15 protein-coding genes are annotated in these 22302 nt (G+C 34.5%); 11 read left to right on the forward strand and 4 right to left on the reverse strand.

Features of this window, described 5'->3' with window-relative positions; all coding sequences use genetic code 11:
• Positions 1-18 precede the first annotated feature (18 nt).
• A complete protein-coding gene (locus NZ698_RS04380; protein WP_263001870.1) occupies positions 19-1206 on the reverse strand; it encodes an MFS transporter in 1188 nt (395 codons plus the stop codon).
• A gap of 177 nt (positions 1207-1383) precedes the next feature.
• Between NZ698_RS04380 and NZ698_RS04385 the strand changes: the two genes are divergently transcribed.
• From NZ698_RS04385 to NZ698_RS04415, 7 genes are all read left to right on the forward strand, one after another.
• A complete protein-coding gene (locus NZ698_RS04385) occupies positions 1384-4290 on the forward strand; it encodes a SusC/RagA family TonB-linked outer membrane protein (RefSeq protein ID WP_263001871.1) in 2907 nt (968 codons plus the stop codon).
• Between the two features lie 11 nt (positions 4291-4301).
• A complete protein-coding gene (locus tag NZ698_RS04390) occupies positions 4302-5840 on the forward strand; it encodes a RagB/SusD family nutrient uptake outer membrane protein (protein WP_263001872.1) in 1539 nt (512 codons plus the stop codon).
• Between the two features lie 18 nt (positions 5841-5858).
• Entirely contained in the window at positions 5859-6710 is an 852-nt protein-coding gene (locus tag NZ698_RS04395; RefSeq protein ID WP_263001873.1) for a hypothetical protein, read from the forward strand.
• A 20-nt stretch (positions 6711-6730) separates the two neighbouring features.
• Positions 6731-8194 carry a glycoside hydrolase family 30 protein gene (locus tag NZ698_RS04400; protein WP_263001874.1) on the forward strand — a complete coding sequence of 488 codons (1464 nt, stop codon included), beginning with the start codon at positions 6731-6733 and terminating at the stop codon, positions 8192-8194.
• A 146-nt stretch (positions 8195-8340) separates the two neighbouring features.
• On the forward strand, positions 8341-10566 hold the full coding sequence (gene bglX, locus NZ698_RS04405) for a beta-glucosidase BglX (protein WP_263001875.1): 2226 nt from the start codon (positions 8341-8343) through the stop codon (positions 10564-10566).
• A gap of 345 nt (positions 10567-10911) precedes the next feature.
• Entirely contained in the window at positions 10912-11721 is an 810-nt protein-coding gene (locus tag NZ698_RS04410; protein WP_263001876.1) for a glycoside hydrolase family 16 protein, read from the forward strand.
• Positions 11722-11811: 90 nt separating this feature from the next.
• Positions 11812-13251, forward strand: coding sequence for a glycoside hydrolase family 30 protein (locus NZ698_RS04415; protein WP_263001877.1), 1440 nt, complete (start codon positions 11812-11814; stop codon positions 13249-13251).
• 144 nt (positions 13252-13395) lie between these two features.
• Here NZ698_RS04415 and NZ698_RS04420 read toward each other — a convergent pair whose 3' ends face one another.
• Both NZ698_RS04420 and NZ698_RS04425 read right to left on the reverse strand, forming a co-directional pair.
• On the reverse strand, positions 13396-14202 hold the full coding sequence (locus tag NZ698_RS04420; protein WP_263001878.1) for an enoyl-ACP reductase FabI: 807 nt from the start codon (positions 14200-14202) through the stop codon (positions 13396-13398).
• Positions 14203-14321: 119 nt separating this feature from the next.
• Positions 14322-14621 carry a hypothetical protein gene (locus tag NZ698_RS04425; RefSeq protein WP_263001879.1) on the reverse strand — a complete coding sequence of 100 codons (300 nt, stop codon included), beginning with the start codon at positions 14619-14621 and terminating at the stop codon, positions 14322-14324.
• Between the two features lie 246 nt (positions 14622-14867).
• Between NZ698_RS04425 and NZ698_RS04430 the strand changes: the two genes are divergently transcribed.
• A complete protein-coding gene (locus tag NZ698_RS04430; RefSeq protein ID WP_263001880.1) occupies positions 14868-16055 on the forward strand; it encodes a phage tail-like protein in 1188 nt (395 codons plus the stop codon).
• A gap of 39 nt (positions 16056-16094) precedes the next feature.
• Here the strand turns inward: NZ698_RS04430 and NZ698_RS04435 are convergent, their stop codons facing one another.
• A complete protein-coding gene (locus tag NZ698_RS04435) occupies positions 16095-16949 on the reverse strand; it encodes a nucleoside phosphorylase (RefSeq protein WP_263001881.1) in 855 nt (284 codons plus the stop codon).
• 140 nt (positions 16950-17089) lie between these two features.
• On the opposite strand from NZ698_RS04435, the gene NZ698_RS04440 reads away from it, so the two are divergent.
• The 3 genes from NZ698_RS04440 (at position 17090) to NZ698_RS04450 (ending at position 22300) form a co-directional block, all read left to right on the forward strand.
• Positions 17090-18937 carry a cytochrome-c peroxidase gene (locus NZ698_RS04440; RefSeq protein ID WP_263001882.1) on the forward strand — a complete coding sequence of 616 codons (1848 nt, stop codon included), beginning with the start codon at positions 17090-17092 and terminating at the stop codon, positions 18935-18937.
• 213 nt (positions 18938-19150) lie between these two features.
• The gene (locus NZ698_RS04445) at positions 19151-21298 is read left to right on the forward strand and encodes an alkaline phosphatase PhoX (RefSeq protein ID WP_263001883.1); all 2148 of its coding nucleotides are present in this window, start codon (positions 19151-19153) and stop codon (positions 21296-21298) included.
• A gap of 102 nt (positions 21299-21400) precedes the next feature.
• Positions 21401-22300, forward strand: a complete 900-nt coding sequence (locus tag NZ698_RS04450) for a leucine-rich repeat domain-containing protein (RefSeq protein WP_263001884.1) — start codon at positions 21401-21403, stop codon at positions 22298-22300.
• The last annotated feature ends 2 nt before the right edge of the window (positions 22301-22302 follow it).

The following is a 22302-nucleotide window of genomic DNA, read 5'->3' on the forward strand; positions in this document are numbered from 1 at the left end:
TAAAAATAAAATTATTTTTTAATTTTTAATATAATCTTGTTTAAAATAAAATAAACTCAGACAAAATATAATCAAAACGGCTCCTAAAATATAGAGAGAATAGAATGCTAATAGTTGATTTTCAAACAGTATCGACATTAATACAGAACTTACTGAACTTCCCAATGAAGAGAATATTACAATAACAGATGTAAAAGTGTTGATTTTCTGACTTTCAATCTGCGAAATCATTTTTGAATTGATTACAGGATAAAGCGGCGAAAGAAATAATCCAATTGTAGGAAATAAGTACAATAAAATTTCAGATTGATCAGAACTGAAATATTGAATGCTGAAAATAATGCTTAAAAGTAAAATGATACAGACAAGACAATACATGAAATATTTGATCAAAGAAAATCTCTGAATAACATTTGCCGTAATTATTCTTCCAAAATATGAAAACATGGCAAGCATTGAAGAAGCCTGAATAGCAAAAAAAGAATTGACTTTCAAATGATTTTTATAAAATGTCGGAAGCCAGGAATTAAAACTTTGTTCAGTAAAAACAATAAAAAATATAACTGCAAAGAATAAAATTATCGGAGTTTTATTAAATGAAACAAGATTTAATAAAATGTTGGTTTTTAAATTCTTATCCGCTTCTAAGATATTAATTTTTGATAAAAGATAAATCGTAATTAAAGAGACAATTGAGATAAATATAAACCCAAATTTCCAATATTCTGAATATTCACTTGCGATCAGCCAACCAAAACCAACGTTTACCACAAAAATACCGATCATGAAAGAAGCTTCCACGTTATTCATGGTTTTTGCCAAAGATTTTTCTTCCGTAATATTATTTCGGATAATACCGTAAACACAGATTTTTCCAATCGCAAAAGAAGTTCCTATGATCGCAAACCAGAGTTTGTAAAACCAAAATACCTGAACAAAAGGTAATATGAAAGAGCAAATTCCGACAATACTTAAAGCAAGTATCAAAGATTTTTTAGTTCCAAACTTGCTGATGAAATTTACGGCAAATAAAGATATAAATGCAATTGGTAAATCTTTGAAAGCTTCTAAAAAACCAAGCTTATCATAGCCTATATTTTCCTGAGAAAGCTGCAAAATAACAATTCCCATACAGTTTAAAACCATTGAAAAAATAAAGAAGGTCAATCGTAGCGGAAGAGGAATATTGGTAGTCTTGATGCTCATTTTGGGGAGTATATTAAGGCAATTTTAATGAAATATTAAGACATTTAACATAAAATTTATGCCTTTGAAGCCCCAAAAATAGTGGAAATATTAAAATAATTGTGAATATGATGTTAAATATTTAAAAAAAAATATATTTTTATTGTCTCAATTTGAGAATTAAAAAACTAACTGTATATGAATGTAAAAATATCAAGAAGTTTGGGGGCGATTGCCGTACTGTATTTTACTGCAAATTTTCAAGCCCAAAACACGACCACAGACACAATTCAAAAAGAACAGAAAATTGAAGAAGTAGTAATGATTGGTTACGGTACTCAAAAGAAGAGTAATGTGACGGGAGCAATATCGAGTCTAAAAGCTTCAGACTTGGAAGATATTCCTGCTGGAAGACCGGAACAGGTTCTACAAGGTAGAGCAGCAGGAATTTCAGTAATCTCTAATTCCGGACAACCAGGAGCTGCACCAACTGTGAGAGTACGTGGGATTACCAGTTTTGGTGCGGGAAGTAATGATCCTCTATGGGTAGTTGACGGAATTGTTGTAGACAATATTGCGTGGCTAAACCAAACTGACATTGAAGGAATTGAAGTTCTTAAAGATGGTGCTTCTGCCGCTATTTATGGTGTCTCTGCTGCGAAAGGAGTAATCTTGGTTACTACAAAAAAAGGCACCAAAGGTAGACTGAATATGAGCTACAATGGTTCGATGGGAGTTGGTAGTGCAGCAAGAAAGCTTGATTTATTAAATGCAACACAGTATGCAACCATAATGAATGAAGCCAATGTAAATGACGGAAGAACTCCCATATTTTCTAACGTTTCATCCTTAGGAAAAGGTACAGATTGGCAAGATGTTATTTTCAATACTGCACAACGTTCTTCTCATGACTTTAGTATCAGTGGAGGAAGCGATAAATCTACTTTTTATTCATCTTTCGGATATTTTGAGCAGGAGGGTATTGTAATGAGAGATATTTCAAATTACAAAAGACTCAATGCAAGAATAAACTCTACTCACAGAGTTTTAGAATGGTTGACAATAGGGCAAACTTTTGCTTATACTCATACAAAATCAACAGGAATCAATGCAAACGGTGAATTCGGAGGACCTTTAAGTTCTGCAATTAACCTTGATCCCACAACGCCGGTTACGGTAAGCGATATTTCTCAAGAACCTTTTTCAAGTGACTATAATAACCCATTCATAATAAGAGATGGTAATGGAAATCCTTATGGAATTTCTCATTGGGTAAATAAAGAAATGTCTAATCCTCTTGCGTTTAAACAAACTCAACTAGGAAGATATAACTGGTCAGACGATATGATCGCTAACATATTTGCTGAAATAAAATTTAATAAAAACTTTACATTTAAATCAAGCGTAAACGGAAAGCTTTCATATTGGGGAAATCAAGGATTTACACCGAGATTTTATTTGAGTCCATCTTATAAAAATGATACTTTCAATAGTTTGTTCAGACAAAACGAAAAAAAGTTTGAATGGAGTACAGAAAATACGCTTACTTATCAGAAGAAATTTGGTGGTCATAGCTTAAATGTTTTATTGGGACAAGGATATTATGAATACAATATTTCTTCAGGACAAAATACAACCTATCAGAATCTTCCTACAGAAAACTGGGAAGATGCGTCTTTCAACTTCGAAATTCCTCAAAAAGACAGAAGTACAGCAGCATGGGATGGGAAGGAAACTCATAAAACATCCTACTTTGGTAGAATAGTTTATGATTACGAAAACAAATATCTCTTTACAGGAACTATGCGTAGAGACGGTTCTTCGAAATTTGCAAGAGCTCATCATTGGGGAACTTTCCCGGCAATGTCTTTGGGATGGAATGTATCAAATGAAAACTTTTGGCCTGAAAACAATGTTGTAAACAGCTTAAAATTAAGAGGAGGATATGGAGTTTTAGGAAATGATGCAATTAATGATTTTCAGTTTGCTGCTTTTCTTACACCTGGAAACAATTATTCTTTCGGAGATAACAGCATTCATATTGGTTATGCACCAAGTACATTGGAAAACCCGGATTTGAAATGGGAAACAACTTCTCAGTTTAACGTTGCCGCAGACCTTAAAATATTCAAGAATTTTGATTTGTCTGTCGATGTTTACAGAAAAAAGACGAAGGATATTTTGAGACAGGTAAATATTCCTGGCTATGTAGGAGTTACCAATAATCCTTGGAGAAATATTGGAAATATGAATAATGATGGTGTTGAAGTAAGCTTAGGATATAAAAAGAATTGGGGAGATTTTGGAATTTCAGCGAATGGAAATTTTGCTTTTCTGAAAAATGAAGTGACAAAATTAGAAGATAATAAAGTTTTTGAAAACTTTGCTTCATTCCAATCTATGGGAACAGTTTCAAGATTACAGGTTGGATATTCTTATGGATCTTTCTTTGGTTTCCAAAATGCTGGTGTTTTCCAAAATCAGGCTGAAATCGATGCCTACAGAAATTCTAGCGGCGGATTGATTCAGCCAAATGCAAAACCTGGAGATTTCATCAGAACTGATGTAAATGGAGATGGTTTAATCAACGAAGCTGATTATGTTTATTTAGGTAATTCTGTTCCTAAATATACATTTGGTTTTACTTTAAATATGAATTATAAGAATTTTGATTTGATGGTATTTGCTCAAGGTCAGGCTGGAAATAAAATTTTCCAAGGTTTAAGAAGGCTTGACATTCAGAATGCAAACTATCAAACGGCTGTTTTGGATCGTTGGACAGGTGAAGGAACTTCTTATACAGATGCGAGAGTTTCTATGGATGATCCTAACCAAAATTATACTAGAATGTCTGATCATTATTTGCAAAAAGGTGATTATCTGCGTTTAAAATTAGTTCAGATTGGTTACACACTTCCTAAAAACGTTTCAGAAGCAATCGGATCAAGCAAAGTAAGATTCTATATTACTGGAGAAAATGTACTTACTTTCACTAAATATACAGGTTATGATCCTGAAATCGCTGGTGGTGATACATTCGGTATAGACAGGGCTTATTATCCACAAGCACGAACTTTCCTTTTTGGCGCTAATGTTCAATTTTAAATTTAAAAAAAATGAAAAATAATAAATTTATATATAAAAGTGTTGCCGTTTTAATGCTTGCAGGAATTGGTTTCGGAGCGACTTCTTGTAATAACAGCAATCTAGAAGATGTGGTAAATACCGGTACATTTGATACTGAAAATTATTATAAAAATGAAGAACAAGCATTTAGCGGATTAGTTTCTACATACGATCTTCTGAGAAAATATTCTGGAGGTTTTGAAAATAATGTGACTTTCTATAATGCTGCATCTGATGATTTCTTTTCAGGCGGCGGAAGTTCTACTGATGGAGCAGGAATTCAGGGGTTTTCTAATTATACAATAAACCCAATTATTATGCCTGCAAGTTATTGGAGAGATTATTATCAAGGAATTGCGAGAGCAAATCTTTTACTTGAAAGAATTCCGAATGCTACGATGAATGATCAAACTAGAAAAAGATTCATCGCAGAAGCAAAAGTTTTAAGATCACTGTATTATTTTGAATTATTAAGAACTTTCAAAAATATACCGTTGATTTTAAAACCGATAAAATCTAATGACGATTACTATAATATTCCGCAGGCAAATCCAACAGATGTTTATACTCAAATTGAGAATGATATTGTAGCCTCATTACCTGATCTTATGATGACTGCATCGGGTGCAAATGAGAAAGGACGAATCACTCAGGGAACTGCAAGAGCAATATTAGGAAAGATTTATCTATATGATAAAAAAAATGCTTTAGCAGCTACAGAACTTGCTGCCGTGAACGGAACTCCGGGCGGAACAAGCCAATATGGATATAAATTAGTAAACAATTTTGCAGATCTTTGGATAATAGATAATAAATTCACTACAGAATCTATATTAGAAGTTATGCATACCAACATCGGAAACTCAGATTGGTCATTTTGGGGATCAGGAAAAGATGAAGGAAATTCTATTAATGTAATGTTGGGAATTATTTCTTATGGGCGTAATACAAATACTCCAAATAATGATGCTCCAAGTATATATTCAGGATGGGGATTCAATCCTATAACAGATGATTTGTTTAATTTTATGCAGGGAGATCCTCGTTTGAATGCGACTATCTTTAATGCTAAAAAATTTAAAACTGAGAACAAAATTTCTTATTCTCCAGGATTTAAAGACACAGGTTATTTCCTTAACAAATTTTTGCCTAGAACTACGGATACATCAGCTTTACCGGGTGCTACAGAACTTAATTTCCGTCAAAATTATATTGCAATCAGATTGGCAGATACCTATTTGATGGAAGCAGAAGCTTTGGGCGGTTCAGGTACAAGAGCTCAGGCTTTATTGGATGCTGTAAGATCAAGAGTTGGGCTTCCTTCAGTTACGGTTTCTATGCAAGCTATTAAAGATGAGAGAAGAAGAGAATTGGCAGGTGAAGGACACAGATGGTTTGATTTGGTAAGATGGGGTGATGCACCTGCAAAATTAGGAGCAAGAGGATTTACTGCAGGTAAAAACGAAATCCTTCCAATTCCTTTTAATGAATTGACAAACACAGCACTAAAACAAAACCCTGGATATTAATTTAAATACAATTTAAACATGATAACTAAATATATTAATAAAGGTATCTTACTGAGCTCTGCAATTTTTTTCCTTGGAAGCTGCTCTCCGGATACTGTAGATAATGATGGAAGTGAGCTTAATCAACCTTCTGTAGATGCTTCATTTACTGTAACAAAAACAGCCGAGAATAGATATCACTTAAAAAGAACATACAATAATTTCATTAATTCTCAATGGAATATCGATGGAGCAGGCTTTGTGAATGGAAAAAATGAAATGGATCTTTTCCTTCCGGATGCAGGAACATACATTCTTGAGCATAATGCTGTTGGTATTGGTGGTCAAGTTGGTGGTACTGCAAGTCAAACGGTAGTAGTTCCTACTTCAGATGCTATTGCTGGAAATATAGTTCAGGGTGGAAGATTCGATACCGCTACTGAAATTGCAAAATGGACAATCCATACAATCAGCCCAACAAAAGCACAATGGGTTTTTGCAAATAAAAAAGCAACGATTTTAGCCAGTGATAGTAATCAACAGGCTATTTACACTGCAATAAATGTTGAAGCAGGAAAACAATATTCAGTTGATTTAATTGCTTCATCAGAGACGGCATTGGAAGATACTTGGTTTGAGGTTTATATTCTAAACAATTTACCGACTGCAGGTCAGGATATTAGCGGAACAGTTTATAGGAACATCAATACTTGGGATGGATGTGGTAAATCTAAATTTGGTGGAAAAGTCTCATCAGTCGGTTGCGGAAGTAAAAATGGAGGAGTTTACACAGCAACAGCAACAGGAACTGTCTATTTAGCAATCAAGTGTGGAGGGAAAAAAGTCAGCGGGTTGACTATCGACAATGTTGAAGTTCGAAGAATGCAATAATTTTCACCTAAAATTTTAAAATGAAATTACAAAATTCATATAGTTTCTTTTTAAGAGGTGCTGCACTTTGCGGTGTAGCACTTCTTTCTTTTTTGAATTGTAGCAGTACAACTACAGATCCTGTAGGCAGCGAAAATCCAGGTAATGGTGGTGGAGGTGCGATAGGTGATCCTGTAGAAGTTTGGCTTACCAAAGGCGATCAGTCTATTAAACTTCAAAAACAAAATACAGCTTATTTTTCAGGAACTTCAGCTACGGGGACAATTATCGATATTGACGCTTCACAGGTTTTTCAGACCGTTGATGGTTTTGGTTACACATTGACAGGCGGAAGTGTTCAGGTAATCAATCAACTTTCTGCAGCCAAAAAACAGGAATTATTAAATGATCTTTTCGGAGCTTCAGGAATTGCTGTAAATTATTTGAGAATCAGTATTGGTGCATCAGATTTAAATAGTGAAGTTTTCACATACAACGATATGCCTTCTGGACAGACGGATGCTACACTTTCACAATTCAGTCTTACGAAAGATGCTGCTTTGGTTCAGATGCTAAAAGATATTTTGATTATTAATCCGAATATTAAAATTTTAGCAACACCTTGGACGGCTCCTGTTTGGATGAAAGATAACGGAAACAGCATCGGAGGAAGTCTGAAAACACAATATTACAGCGCTTACGCACAGTATTTTGTTAAATACATTAAGGCAATGCAGGCGCAAGGAATTAAAATTGATGCGATAACGCCTCAGAATGAACCTTTACATCCCGGAAATAATCCAAGTATGTACATGACGGCTGCAGATCAGACAACTTTTATCAAGAATAATTTAGGTCCCGCTTTTCAGGCTGCAAATCTTACTACTAAAATTATTGCTTACGATCACAACTGTGATGATCCTTCTTATCCTTTGACGGTTTTAAATGATACTGCAGCAAATCCTTTTGTAGACGGATCGGCTTTCCATTTATATGCAGGAGATATTTCGGCGTTAAGTACTGTTCATAATTTATTTCCAAACAAAAACGTCTATTTTACAGAACAATGGACGAGCTCTACAGGAAGTTTTTCAGGAGATTTGGATTGGCATGTGAAAAATGTTGTGATCGGATCTATGAGAAACTGGAGTAAAACCGCATTGGAATGGAATGTAGCAAATGACGCAGCTTTCGGGCCTCACACAACAGGCGGTTGTACACAATGTAAAGGTGCAGTTACCGTAACGGGAAGTGCTGCATACGATAAAAATGTTGCATACTATATCATTGCTCATGCTTCAAAATTTGTTCCTGTAAATTCTCAGAGAATAGCTTCTACACAAAGTGATAATCTATCAACAGTTGCTTTCAAAACACCAGCAGGGAAAACTGTTTTAATTGTTCAGAACAGTAATTCTACTGATAAAACATTTAATATAAAGTATAACCAAAAAACAGCTTCTGTAAGCATTCCGGGAATTTCTACCGCAACATATATATTTTAAATAAAGAATTATTAATTGTATTGATTGAAAAACTTTGTGTTCTTTTCTGAGTGTAACGCCTTTGCGAACTTAAAAATCAACGGCATCATTTTTCAAAAAAATCTTTGCGTTCTTTGTGTTAAAATTTAAAGCAAAATTAAATTATAATGAAGAGACTTTATTTCATATTAGCATTTACAGCATTCGGAATTAATGCATTCGGACAAAAAACAATTGATCAGAGAGTTTCTGAACTGTTGTTTAAAATGACCTTAGAAGAAAAAATAGGACAGCTTGTTCAATACAGCGGTTTTGAATATGCAACAGGTCCTCAAAATTCCAATTCTGCAAGTGTTTTAGATGAAATTAAAAAAGGAAAAGTAGGTTCAATGTTGAATGTAGCGGGAGCAGAAGAAACCCGCGCTTTCCAGAAACTGGCATTAGAATCAAGATTAAAAATTCCATTATTGTTCGGTCAGGACGTAATTCATGGTTACAGAACAACTTTTCCTGTCAATCTTGGTCAGGCTGCAAGCTGGGATTTAGGCTTAATTGAGAAATCTGAAAGAATTGCCGCAACAGAAGCCTCTGCTTACGGAATTCACTGGACGTTTGCTCCAATGGTTGACGTTGCGAGAGATCCGAGATGGGGGAGAGTAATGGAAGGTTCAGGTGAAGATACTTACTTGGGAACTTTAATTGGTTTAGCAAGAATCAAAGGTTTTCAGGGAAAAGGTCTGGGAAATTTGGATGCAATCATGGCTTGTGCAAAACATTTTGCAGCGTACGGAGCCGGAGTTGGCGGAAGAGATTACAATTCTGTCGATATGAGTTTAAGACAACTGAATGAAACATATCTTCCTCCTTTCAAAGCTGCTGCAGAAGCTGGAGTTGCTACTTTTATGAATTCTTTTAATGATATCAACGGAATTCCGGCAACGGCAAACCAATATATTTTAAGAGATTTATTAAAAGGCAAATGGAACTATAAAGGTTTTGTAGTTTCAGACTGGGGAAGTATTGGCGAAATGGTTCCTCACGGTTATGCAAAAGACAATAAAGAAGCTGCTGAAAAAGCGATTAATGCAGGAAGCGATATGGATATGGAAAGCCGTGCTTACATGGCTGAACTTCCAAATTTGGTGAAAGAAGGAAAAGTTGATCCTAAATTAATTGATGATGCTGCACGAAGAATTTTAGTTAAAAAATTTGAGATGGGATTATTCGATGATCCTTACAGATTCAGCGACGAAAAAAGACAGAAGGAACAATTAAACAATCAGGAAAACAGAAAATTCGGAAGAGAATTTGGTTCAAAAAGTATTGTTTTATTGAAGAATCAAAAGAATATTCTTCCGCTTTCAAAATCTACGAAAACGATTGCATTGATCGGACCTTTCGGGAAAGAAACTTCTGCCAATCACGGTTTCTGGTCGGTTGCATTTAAAGATGATAATCAAAGAATCATCACTCAGTTTGACGGGATCAAAAATCAATTAGATAAAAGCTCAACGTTATTGTACGCAAAAGGCGCCAACGTTGATGATCAGGATAAATCGATGTTTGCTGAAGCAGTGGAAACTGCAAAAAAAGCAGATGTTGTGATCATGACTTTAGGCGAAGGTTCAGCAATGAGCGGTGAGGCGAAAAGTAGAAGTAACCTACATTTCACAGGAGTTCAGGAAGATTTATTAAAAGAAATTGTGAAAACCGGAAAACCGATTGTCTTAATGATCAACGCAGGAAGGCCTTTGGTTTTTGACTGGGCTGCAGACAATATTCCGACCATCGTTTACACTTGGTGGCTGGGAACGGAAGCAGGAAATTCTATTGCAGACGTTCTTTTCGGAACAGTAAATCCGGGAGGAAAATTACCAATGAGTTTCCCAAGAACAGTTGGTCAGGTTCCGATTTATTACAATCATTACAACACGGGAAGACCTGCAAAAAATAATACCGACAGAAATTACGTTTCAGCGTACATTGATCTAGACAATGATCCGAAATTTCCGTTTGGTTTTGGTTTAAGCTATACTCAATTTAAATATTCTGATATGAATTTAAGTTCAAAAAATCTTAAAGGAAATCAAACATTAGATGTGAGTGTAAATGTTTCCAACACCGGAAATTATGATGGGGAAGAAGTGGTGCAATTGTACATCCGAGATTTGGTCGGAAAAGTCGTAAGACCTGTAAAAGAGCTGAAAGGTTTTCAGAAAATAATGATTAAAAAAGGAGAAAGTAAGATTGTAAATTTCAAACTGACTCCCCAGGATTTAAAATTTTATGACGATCAGTTAAATTTTGACTGGGAAGCAGGAGAATTCGAAATCATGGTCGGAACCGATTCTCAAAATGTTCAGACAAAAAGAATTAATTGGTCAAAATATTAGTTTAATTACTAAGAGCGGGATAAAACCCGCTTTTGGTGGTAAAGAGTGAACGTTTTTTTAGAAAAACTATATAAACTTCGTGTTTGTCATTCTGAAAGAATCTAAATAGTTTTTGTAGAGATGCTTTTAATATAAAAAAAAATGAAATTAGATGAAGATTTTTTAAACGCAAAGATTTAATACTGAAACTGCAGATTTAAGGAGCAAAGAATTGCGACAAAGTCGCTAATCTAGCTAGCTTCATAAAATCAATTTATTGATTCAATCTTTGCTCCTTAAATAAAATAGTTTACAGTTAAAACTTTGCGCTAAAAAAACAGCTGCATTAAAAAATATACTTAGAAATTGAATATAAAATTCCAACATATCATCACCATTTTAATCGGAGGAACTTTGGTTTTTTCATCATTAAATTTCGCATCAAATAAACCAGATTCTAAGAGAAATTTAATTTGGAATGACGAATTTAACGGAAAAGGATTACCAGATTCTTCCAAATGGAATTACGATGTCGGCGGTGACGGTTACGGAAACAATGAAGCTCAGTTCTACACCAAAAACCGTTTGGAAAATGCAAGAGTTGAAAACGGAAATCTTGTCATTGAAGCCAAAAAAGAAAACTGGGAAAAAAATAAATATACGTCTGCAAGACTTTTAACGAAAGGAAAATTCTCTTTTCAATATGGAACAATTGAAGTTCGTGCGAAACTTCCAAAAGGTCGTGGAACCTGGCCTGCAATCTGGATGATGAGCGAGAATATGAAAGAATGGCCGGAAGATGGCGAGTTGGATATCATGGAACATGTTGGTTTTAATCAAGGTTATATTCACTCATCGGTTCATACGAAAAAGTACAATCACATTATCGGAACTCAGAAAACTGATACGCTAATTGTGAAAGATGCAAGTGAAAAATTCCATATCTATAAAGCAGACTGGACACCTGAAAAAATTGATGTATATATTGATGATCAGAAATTTTTCACTTATGAAAATAAAGAAAAAACCTATGAAGCTTGGCCTTTTGATCAGCCATATTTTATCATCTTAAATTTAGCTGTCGGTGGTTTTTGGGGCGGAAAAGAAGGAATTGATGATACCATTTTTCCTCAGAAATATTACATTGATTATGTAAGAGTTTATAAAAATGATTAGTATTAAAATTCCCCTCTTTTAGAGGGGTGGCGAAAATTCGATAGAATTTTTGACGGGGTGGTTAATTATATATAATAGAAAGAAGAAATAATGAAGAAACTAGTAGTAAGTTGTTTTGTAGTGGGAGCTTTTTTTAATGCAAGCGCGCAAAACTACTGGAAAAAAAATGCAGGAAAAACAGCAAAAGTAATTTTAACAAACTCTAAAACCAACGAAAAAATGGTGGATAAAGGAGTGGTGAAATTTGAAAAAATGGCTCAGCCGAAGGAAACTGATGCGTGTATTTTTGTTGATCCGGATTTTAAATATCAAAAACTTATCGGAATTGGTGGAGCCATTACAGATGCTTCCGCCGAAACTTTTTATAAACTTCCAAAGAATAAGCAGAAAGAAATTATTGAGGCTTATTATGGGAAAAACGGTTTGGGATACACGGTTGTTCGTACTAATATGAATTCGTGTGATTTTTCAAGTGATTCGTATACATATGTGAAGGAAAATGATAATTCATTGAAATCTTTCGATGTTGCACATGATGAAAAGTATAAAATTCCATTAATTAAGGAAGCTCAAAAGGCGATCGGAAAAGATTTTACTTTTTACTTTTCTCCTTGGAGTCCACCGGCTTGGATGAAATCAAACAAAAATCTTTTGAAAGGTGGAAGGCTTGAAAATCAATATTATCAAACCTGGGCAGATTATTATGTAAAATTCATCAAAGAATACGAAAAAAGAGGGATTAATATTTGGGGGTTGACCATTCAGAACGAACCAATGGCCACACAAACCTGGGAATCTTGTATCTATACAGCGGAAGAAGAAGGGGAGTTCCTTAGAAAAAATTTAGGTCCGACTCTTTGGAAAAACGGTTTTAAAGATAAAAAAGTCATGATTTGGGATCATAACCGTGATTTGATTTATCAAAGAGCCACAACAACGTTAAGCGATCCGGAAACTTCAAAATTTGCTTCAGGAATTGGTTATCACTGGTACGAAACATGGAATAACAAAACGCAGCTTTTCGATAATTTATTGGAAACTCAAAGAGCTTTTCCGGATAAATTTTTAGCATTTACCGAAGGCTGTAAAGAGCAATTTGATCTTACTAAAATTTACGATGTAAGTTTAGGTGAATTGTATGGAAGAAATATGATTAACGATTTTAACAAAGGAACAGCTTTGTGGACGGATTGGAACGTTCTTCTTGATGAAACCGGCGGTCCCAACCATGTTGGAAATTTCTGTTTTGCACCAATTATTGCAGATACAAGAACTGGCGAAGTTCATTATACTTATGAATTTTATTATGTGGGACACGTTTCCAAATACATTAAACCAAATGCTCAGAGAATCGGAACCTCATCCAATAGAGCAGCTTTAACCTCTACAACTTTCATGAATGAAAACGGACAATTGGTAACGGTAATCATGAATGATTCAGACAATGATATCGATACCAATCTCTGGATCGAAGGAATGTCGGCAAAGTTATCTGCACCTGCTCATTCTATACAAACTGTAATTTTATAGCACTTCATATTAACATTTTTATTATTAAGAATCGGCGGCACCAAAGGTGCCGCCGATTTGATTTTAGCTTTAAAAATTTAAAACAAAAAAGCCAAAGTAAAAAATACTTCGGCTTTAATTATTTTGATTAGAGAATATTATCTCTTAAAAATCATATTTTTCAATTACTTTCTGAGTAACTCCTGTGTTGCTGAATCCTCCGTCATGGAATAAATTCTGCATTGTCACTTTCTTCGTAAGATCTGAGAACAAAGTTACACAATAGTCTGCACACTCAAGAGCTGATGCATTTCCTAGCGGCGACATATCTTCAGCATATCCTAAGAAGCCTCCGAAACCTTTTACTCCGCTTCCTGCAGTAGTAACCGTTGGAGACTGAGAAACCGTGTTTACACGTACTTTTCTGTCACCCCAGTAATATCCGAAAGTTCTTGCAATACTTTCTAAGTATGCTTTATTGTCAGACATATCGTTGTAATCAGGGAACGTTCTTTGTGCAGCAATATAAGTTAGAGCCAAAATGCTTCCCCACTCATTCATACAGTCTTTTGCCCAAGCCGTTTTCATTACTTTATGAAAAGAAACTGCTGAGATATCCCAACCTTTTTCCGTCCAATCGTAATTCATATCGGTATAATGTTTCCCTTTTCTTACATTTACGGACATTCCTATTGAGTGAAGGATAAAATCTATCTTACCGAATTTTGCAATGGCAGCATCAAAAAGTTTATCAAGATCTTCAGTAGAAGTTGCATCTGCACCTATTACTTCAGAACCAGTTTTTTCTGCTAATCCGTTCAATTCTCCCATTCTCAGAGCGATAGGAGCGTTTGATAATATAAATTCAGCGCCTTCTTCATGGCATCTCTCAGCAACTTTCCATGCGATAGATTGTTCATTAAGGGCTCCAAAAATAATTCCTTTCTTCCCTTTAAGTAAACCGTATGACATAATTTTTTAATGTTTAATATCTACAAATGTAGGAATAATTTGTGTTTAGCACATAATAAAAAACGGAGCCTTTGTAAAAAGACTCCATTTTCTTTGAATATATTTAAAAGACTGAATTTCTAATTCGTTTTCTTGTTCCATTCTGCTTTCACATCTTCAGCAGCATCTTTTGTTTTCTCCCATGCTTCACTTGCTCCGTCTTTAATGTCTTCCCAAGTATCTGAAGCATTTGCTTTCACTCTGTCTAGCCAGTCTTCCTGCGTAGCTTCCTGATCATTATCACGTTTTTCTTTGATATAATCTCTGGCTTTGTCTGCCAAATCACTCACTTTCCACTTCGCATCATTTGCTGTACTTCTTAAAGAATCTTCAGTATTATCTACTGCTCTTTCTGCTTTGTTGTAATCTTGATTGTCCATAATAATATAGTATTTAAGTGTTATATGTTTTAGAATAAACAAGAAGTATTCCTAAAGAAAAAAAAGGTTGTTAAAGTTTTCATAATATTTAAAATTTAATTTAGAAATTGAAATAATTGAATCTCTATGATAAATTTTTTTTAAGATTAATAAAAAATTTATAAAAGTATAACGATTTTCCTGTCAATTGTCATATTCATATAAATATTATGTATATCTTTGCATCGAAACAAGTGTAATTAAGAGATGAATAATAATTTATTACTAATCTCCCTTCTTTCTGTGTTTTCTATTAATAAAATACAGGCACAAGTAGGGATAGGTACAGCTACACCTCATAGCTCTGCAATTCTCCAACTGAACGATCCGAAAAAAGGATTATTACTTACAAGCATTGCATTAACATCCATAAGTGATGCTACTACAATACCTTCACCCGCAACCGGATTATTGATCTGGAATAACGGAACAGGAGGTCTGAGTCCTACAGGGTTTTATTACTGGAATACCGGTCAATGGAATTATATCTCACCAGGAAATTCAACATCTGGCGGAAGCTCCGGTACAGGCTGGACAACTGGTGGAAATGCAGGATCTTATGCAGGATCAAATACGACGATGTCATTTGGTACTACTACTTATGATGATTTGGTTTTCAAAGTAAATAATATTATTGCAGGACGTTTAGGAGTAAATAATTCTGTACAGTTTGGTACGGGAAGTTCTGCAGCTCAGGATGCATCTGCAATAGGTTATAATTCTGCTGCAGCAGGCTATCAATCTCTCGCGATGGGCTATAATGCAAAAACAACTTCAAATAGTGAAACGGCTTTAGGTTTTAATGCACAAACAAGCAATCAAAACTCCACAGCTTTAGGATCAGGAAGTAAAGGATTGGGACAAAATTCTATTGCTTTGGGCTATAATTCTCAAACAAATGCTTATAATTCTACTGCTTTAGGCTCTGGAAGCAACGCAGGAGCTCAAAATGCTACCGCAATAGGATACGGTGCGACTACTAATCAGGCAAATGCTATTGTTTTGGGTGATTCAAGTGCTAATGTAGGGATCGGTACAAGTACTCCAAATACAAATGTGAAAATTGATGTAAACGGACAATATAAATTAGGAGAGAAGGGGAGTGTACATAAAAATCAGATTAGTTTTAATCAATATCCATCAGTATCCATATCGAACTTAGGAGTTGGAGCAACAACTACTCTTAATATTCCGATTCCTTCAGGATTTGAGCCATCAAGTACAAAAGCTACCATTATTGTAACTCCTGCAGGTGATTTTTTAGGAACTACCTTTGCAATATCAAACCCAAGATTAAGTTCGACAAATAATGTAGTAATTAATCTCACCAATATTTCTTCAAGTACTGCAAGTTTAAATTCGGCACAGTTTTATGTGACCATCAATGAATTTTAAATAAAAAAGGATTTCAAATTTTGAAATCCTTTTTTTATATTAATGAATGACTCTCTCCAAAACCCACCCAATCAGTCTTTTTTCTGAGTTATGATGATCTGCTGAGAATTCACCACGTCTTCTATTGGCAATGACGTTATTTACGGTAATAGCTTTATGACCTAAAAGTTTAGAGAAAGCATAAATCGCTGAAGTTTCCATTTCAAAATTGGTAATTCCAAGATCATTTAAAGTTTCAAGAAATTTATCATCAAGCGCTTTCAAGCGGAGTTCTCTTCCTTGTGGTGCATAAAATCCTGGAAATGTTGCTGTATTTCCATGATATTTTGCATCTTTAAAAACTTCACCTAATTCTTCTGACCATTCAGAGAAATAAAGCATTGGTCTAATTTTTTCGTAAGGAAATTTATCTAGAAAATTTTTCGAAAATTCATTTTCAAAATTGTGATCCTGGTAAAAATGCATCAATCCGTCAAAACCTACAACATTTTGAGTCACCAACATATTATCAACTTGCACATCAGGATTAACGCTTCCGCAAGTTCCCATTCTGAAGAGTTCTAGAAATTTGTGTTCGGTTTTAAATTCCTTTTTCTTAAGATCAATATTCACCAAAGCGTCTAGCTCATTCATCACAATATCGATATTCTCCGTTCCGATTCCTGTTGACATGACAGAAATTCTTTCGCCACGCAAAGTACCGGTGTGTGTGTAAAATTCTCTTTTATTTTTTTTGATTTCTACTTTATCAAAATATTGTGAAACTTTCGGTACGCGGTCAGGATCTCCCACAAGAATTACTTTATCGGCAATATCTTCAGGGAGTAGGTTTAAGTGATACACGCTTCCGTCTTCATTCAATACAAGTTCTGAAGCTGCAAGTTTATTTAGCATAATTATTTTTATATAGTTTGATAGAGTTTTGTTCGCTTATTTTAAGGAATTTAAAATTAATGAATTTTAATGAAGCAAAATATAAACATTATTTAATTTTTCGTTAAAACTGTGGTAACCTTAGGATGATAGTTTTGCGGATGAAAAATTTTACGAGATATTATCCTCTATTTATTCTAATCGTATTTATCGGGATTTCAGCGATGTCATTCAATCCGGTTGACAAAGGTTTACAAAATGAAAAGACTTTTGTCAGTCTGGGTTTATTGAATTTTAAAAATCATCTTGAAAACTTAAAGTCAGACGTTTATCTCTTTAAAGAGGATAAGATATCAGTCGAAAAATTACAGCTTTCTCTAAAAAACACCAGAAATTCGTACAAAGAAATCGAATTTTACATTGCTTATCATTATCCTGAATTTTCTAAAACGCATTTAAACGCTGCTCCTTTATTCAGAATTGAAGCTGCCGGAACTACTGCTTATACTTTACCACCGGAAGGTTTGCAGGTACTTGATGAATTGATTTTCTCCGATGATGCAGCCGAGCAAAAAGATAAGATCATTGACATCACAGATTTTCTGTACAATAATTATAATAATTTTTATTTAAGCACGACCAAAAATGGTTTAAGCAAAGGAAATAATAAAACTTTAGCTTTAAGAATTGAACTGATCAGAATCTATACTTTAGGACTCACCGGTTTTGACACACCGGGTTCACTAAATATTTCAGAAGAAGCTTCATTTGCTTTTCAGGGAATGCAAAAATATATTAAGACCGAATCTTACTTTAAAAATTTTAATACTTCAAAAGCTGAAAAACTCTTAACCGAAAGCAAAGTTTATCTTTCTAGAAATACAGATTTTGAAACTTTTGACCGCATTGAGTTTTACAAAAATTATCTGCAGCCTTTATATGAAGAGCTGGGAAAATGGGATGGAAATTCAGATGATTTAAAAGAGTTTTCGGGCTGGAATGTCAGTAATAAAAACTTTTTTAACAGCGATTTTCTTGATTCTTACTTTTTTACCATCTTAAAAAAATCGGAAGACAGTGAAGAATTGAGAAATTTAGGAAAAGAAATATTCTTCGACCAGAATCTGAGTGATAACGGAAAAATGAGCTGTGCAACCTGTCATCTTCCGCAAAAAGGCTTTGCAGACGGAAAAATTAAATCTTTAAGTAACGTCGAAGGAAAAACGGTTTTAAGAAATTCTCCTTCCTTATATAATGCAGTTTTTGCCAAAAGATTTTTCTACGATATGCGTGCTTTTTATCTCGAACAACAAGCAGAACACGTTATTTACAACAATGAAGAATTTAATACAAGCTATGAAAGCATCATCAAAAAACTGAAAACAAAACCAGAATATAAAAAAGTATTCCGCCAAGCATTCAAAAATGGAAACATTGATAAGCAGAATTTCTCTAAAGCACTGAGTTCTTATGTAGCATCACTTTATTCTTTCGATAGCGATTTTGACCGTTTCATGAGAAACGAAAAAGAAATTTCTGACGATGCCAAAAAAGGATTTAATCTTTTTATGGGAAAAGCCAATTGCGCAACGTGTCATTTTGCACCCCATTTTTCAGGTTTGGTTCCGCCGTTTTTCAATGAAAATGAATCGGAAGTTTTGGGAGTAACTAAAAAACCGATTAAAATTTCTCCATTAGAAATAGATTCTGATCGGGGAAGAATAAAAAGTAATGTCAAAAAAGAAGACTCGTGGATCTACGAAAATTCTTTTAAAACAATGACCGTAAGAAATATTGCTTTAACCAAACCTTACTTTCATAATGGAGCTTTCAATACTTTGGAAGAAGTTTTAGACTTTTATAACGAAGGCGGCGCAGAAGGTTTAGGTTTAAAAATAAATAATCAGACTTTACCTGCCGATAAATTGAACCTTACAGATACTGAAATCAAACAGATCATCGCTTTTCTAAATTCTCTGACAGATGTAAGCAAAGCAAAAGTGAAGTAAAATTTAAGATTTTTAAATATAAAAGTCATCCGTTTGAGATGGCTTTTGTCATTATAATATTAAGTGTTTACCGTTGATTTAACAATTAATTAATCCCCGTAATATTAGGTTTGAGATTAATTAATATTTGCCAGTATTTAATTAAAACCCTATTAACAGAGGGCTCGATACAATAAGATAGTTTTGCATCGAAATAATAAAGGTATTTATAAAATGAAAAGAAAACTACTTACAGTTGCAGCACTTGTTTTGATGACGAGTACAGCATTTCAGGCTCAAACGACAATTTTTCCTTTGGGATCATCTTGGAAATTTAATGACAATGATGTAGCTCTTGTCAGCACATGGAAGGATGCCAATTATGACACTTCAACATGGGCATCAGGAAACGGGCCTTTAGGTTATGGTGATCCAGTGACGACTAGCTTTGTTACAGGTATAGACACTGCTTATCTTACTAAAGATTTTACTGTAAACTTGGCAGATCTTACTGCAACTATGGAATTTGGTGTAAGAAGAGACGACGGTATCATTGTTTATTTGAATGGTGAAGAAGTAATCAGAGATAATATGCCGGCTGGAGTTGTTAATCATGCAGATTTCTCAAGTACAACGATTGACGGTGCAGCAGAAACCGCAATCAATATTTTTTCAATTCCGAAAAATAAATTTGTACAGGGTAATAATAGAATTTCAATTGAATTACATAACAGAAGTGCAGGAAGTTCTGATTTGACCATTGATGCTTATCTTAAAAATACCGGTACAGTAATACCTCCTGCCAATACTTGTACAGGAACTCACATCAGTTGCTTTACTTCAATCGTTCCTACATCACAGACTTCAAAACTGATTATTCCTGCAGAGCACAGATATCAGATGATCCTGAAAGAAGGTGATGCTTACACAGAAGGAGGCGGATTTGTTGGCGGACAAAACGATTTTACAGGTTATGTAGCCAAAAACGCAAGCAGCACAAACGGTTATCTTTCTGTAAATCACGAGACCAATCCGGGTGGAGTAACGATGGCAGAAATTAATTATAATCCTACAAGTAAACTTTGGCAATTAACAAAATCAAGAGGAGTTAGTTTTTCTGCGACAAGTTTGGTTCAGACGATCAGAAACTGTTCTGGTGGAGTTACTCCTTGGGGAACCATCGTTACAGCTGAAGAATCAGTAACAGGAAGCGATACGAATGCAGACGGTTACAAAGATTACGGTTGGTTGGTAGAAATTAATCCTGCAACTGCTCAGGTAATGTCACATAATACCAACGGAACAAAAGATAAGCTTTGGCAGATGGGAATTATGAATCACGAAAATGTCGTGGTAAATAATGCCGGAACTACTGCGTACTACGGTGAAGATGGTGGAACAAATTTAGTGTACAAATACGTGATGGATACTCCAAATAATCTTACATCCGGAAATTTATATGTATTGCATCTAGATCAACCATTATCCGCAGGAAATCCTACTGGTACAACTGCTACATGGATACAGGTTCCTAATAAATTACAGGCAGATCAAAATAATACACAAGCTCTTGCATTATCTTTAGGTGGTACTGCATTCAATGGTGTCGAAGACGTAGAAATCAGTCCATTAGACGGTAAAGTATATTTTACAGCTAAAGGTTTAAACAAAATCTACCGTTTGCAGGATAACGGAATGACAGCTTCGCAGGTAGAAGTTTTCGCAGGAGGATTAACAACTCAATATTCATTTAATACAGCACAAGGTGTAAAAACAGAATCTTGGGGAGATGGTAATGACAACCTTACGTTCGACGAATTAGGGAATCTTTGGGTTCTTCAGGATGGTGGTAAAAACTACATCTGGGTAATTGCTCCTGATCATACTGCGGCAAATCCTAAAGTGAGATTGTTTGCTTCAATGCCTGCAGGTTCTGAGCCAACTGGTTTGACGTTCACACCGGATCATAAATTCGGATTCTTCTCAGTGCAGCATCCGGATTCTACGATCGCTACAGATACTGATGCAACCGGAAACGTGATTGACTACAAAGGAAAATCTGCAACAATGGTCATTGCTTTACAACAATTTCTGGGTACAACTGCTGTGTTGGGAACTACAGAAACGATCAAAGAAACAGAAGTTACCGTTTCTCCGAATCCTACATCAGGATTGGTGAAAATCACATCTCCGAAAGCTTTGAAAAATCTTGAAGTGACTGCTTACAGTATGGATGGTAAAATTGTTTATCAAAAGAAATTTACAGGAAACAATTCATCTCTAGATTTAGATTTCACATCTCAACTTCAGTCTACAAGAGTTTTGATGCTGAATATAGAAGCTGAAGGATTCCAGAAAACCGTGAAAATTCTCAGAAAATAATTACTAATTTTCTTTCACTGCTGCCGGCATTTTCTTTGTCGGCGGCTTTTTTATTTTTATCAAATCGCTGCTATATCATTTTTATAAAAAAAATTATTCCACATGAAAAAATTAGTCCTCATCATAGCTCTCCTGTCTGCATATCAATTTAAAGCACAGATTGATCCTATAAAATATCCAACTTACACCAATATTGATGATGCTTTGAAGAGCGGAAAAACAGTCTACAGTATGAGCTTCAGAGACAAAGGGATGTTTAATGTACCTCCTGATCTCGTGAAGATGGATTCTGTTTTTTTTCTGAATCTGATGGGAAATAATTTAGAAAAAATGGATGATGAAATTTTTAAATTGAAAGAGTTGGAAATATTAAATATCAATTCCAACAGCATTAAATTCATTCCGGACGAAATTGGTAATCTTAAAAAACTAACCACTTTTTCTATAAATCTGAATAGTCTAACAAAGATAAATCCAAATTTTGCAAAACTTCAGAAGCTGAAAACAGTAGATTTAGATGCCAATAATCTCAATGTTTTTCCTGAAGCGTTATTAGAAATTGCTGCCTTAGAAAATATTAATCTCAGCAGCAATCAGATCAGTTTTGTATCGAAGGATTTAAATAAAATGAAAAATTTAAAAAATTTAAATCTCTCAGCCAATCAGATTAATGATTTGACCGATGTGAAATTCCCGTCAAAAATAAAGTATCTTGAACTTCAGCAAAATGCCATTGTTGCACTTCCCGAATATTTATTTAGATCAGAGAATCTGGAATTTCTAAATGTCAGTAATAATAATCTGAAAGAAATTTCGCCAAAAATAAAAGGTTTAAAAGGTGTTGTCAGTATGAATTTGGCGCACAATCAACTGAAAGATCTTCCGAAAGAATTTCAACTACTCAAAAATCTGAAAACATTAATTTTAGCAGGAAATCCGATGGATAAAGAAACTATTCAGAAACTTAAAGAGTTGATGCCGCAAACGCAGATCTATTTTTAAAA

The organism is Chryseobacterium edaphi (assembly GCF_025628985.1).
Lineage (GTDB): Bacteria > Bacteroidota > Bacteroidia > Flavobacteriales > Weeksellaceae > Chryseobacterium > Chryseobacterium edaphi.

Excerpts from the sequence above, each read along its gene's own strand:
- NZ698_RS04380 (WP_263001870.1), bottom strand. The coding sequence starts at position 1,206 with ATGAGCATCAAGACTACCAATATTCCTCTTCCGCTACGATTGACCTTC.
- NZ698_RS04385 (WP_263001871.1), top strand. The coding sequence starts at position 1,384 with ATGAATGTAAAAATATCAAGAAGTTTGGGGGCGATTGCCGTACTGTAT.
- NZ698_RS04390 (WP_263001872.1), top strand. The coding sequence starts at position 4,302 with ATGAAAAATAATAAATTTATATATAAAAGTGTTGCCGTTTTAATGCTT.
- NZ698_RS04395 (WP_263001873.1), top strand. The coding sequence starts at position 5,859 with ATGATAACTAAATATATTAATAAAGGTATCTTACTGAGCTCTGCAATT.
- NZ698_RS04400 (WP_263001874.1), top strand. The coding sequence starts at position 6,731 with ATGAAATTACAAAATTCATATAGTTTCTTTTTAAGAGGTGCTGCACTT.
- bglX (WP_263001875.1), top strand. The coding sequence starts at position 8,341 with ATGAAGAGACTTTATTTCATATTAGCATTTACAGCATTCGGAATTAAT.
- NZ698_RS04415 (WP_263001877.1), top strand. The coding sequence starts at position 11,812 with ATGAAGAAACTAGTAGTAAGTTGTTTTGTAGTGGGAGCTTTTTTTAAT.
- NZ698_RS04420 (WP_263001878.1), bottom strand. The coding sequence starts at position 14,202 with ATGTCATACGGTTTACTTAAAGGGAAGAAAGGAATTATTTTTGGAGCC.
- NZ698_RS04425 (WP_263001879.1), bottom strand. The coding sequence starts at position 14,621 with ATGGACAATCAAGATTACAACAAAGCAGAAAGAGCAGTAGATAATACT.
- NZ698_RS04430 (WP_263001880.1), top strand. The coding sequence starts at position 14,868 with ATGAATAATAATTTATTACTAATCTCCCTTCTTTCTGTGTTTTCTATT.
- NZ698_RS04435 (WP_263001881.1), bottom strand. The coding sequence starts at position 16,949 with ATGCTAAATAAACTTGCAGCTTCAGAACTTGTATTGAATGAAGACGGA.
- NZ698_RS04440 (WP_263001882.1), top strand. The coding sequence starts at position 17,090 with ATGAAAAATTTTACGAGATATTATCCTCTATTTATTCTAATCGTATTT.
- NZ698_RS04445 (WP_263001883.1), top strand. The coding sequence starts at position 19,151 with ATGAAAAGAAAACTACTTACAGTTGCAGCACTTGTTTTGATGACGAGT.
- NZ698_RS04450 (WP_263001884.1), top strand. The coding sequence starts at position 21,401 with ATGAAAAAATTAGTCCTCATCATAGCTCTCCTGTCTGCATATCAATTT.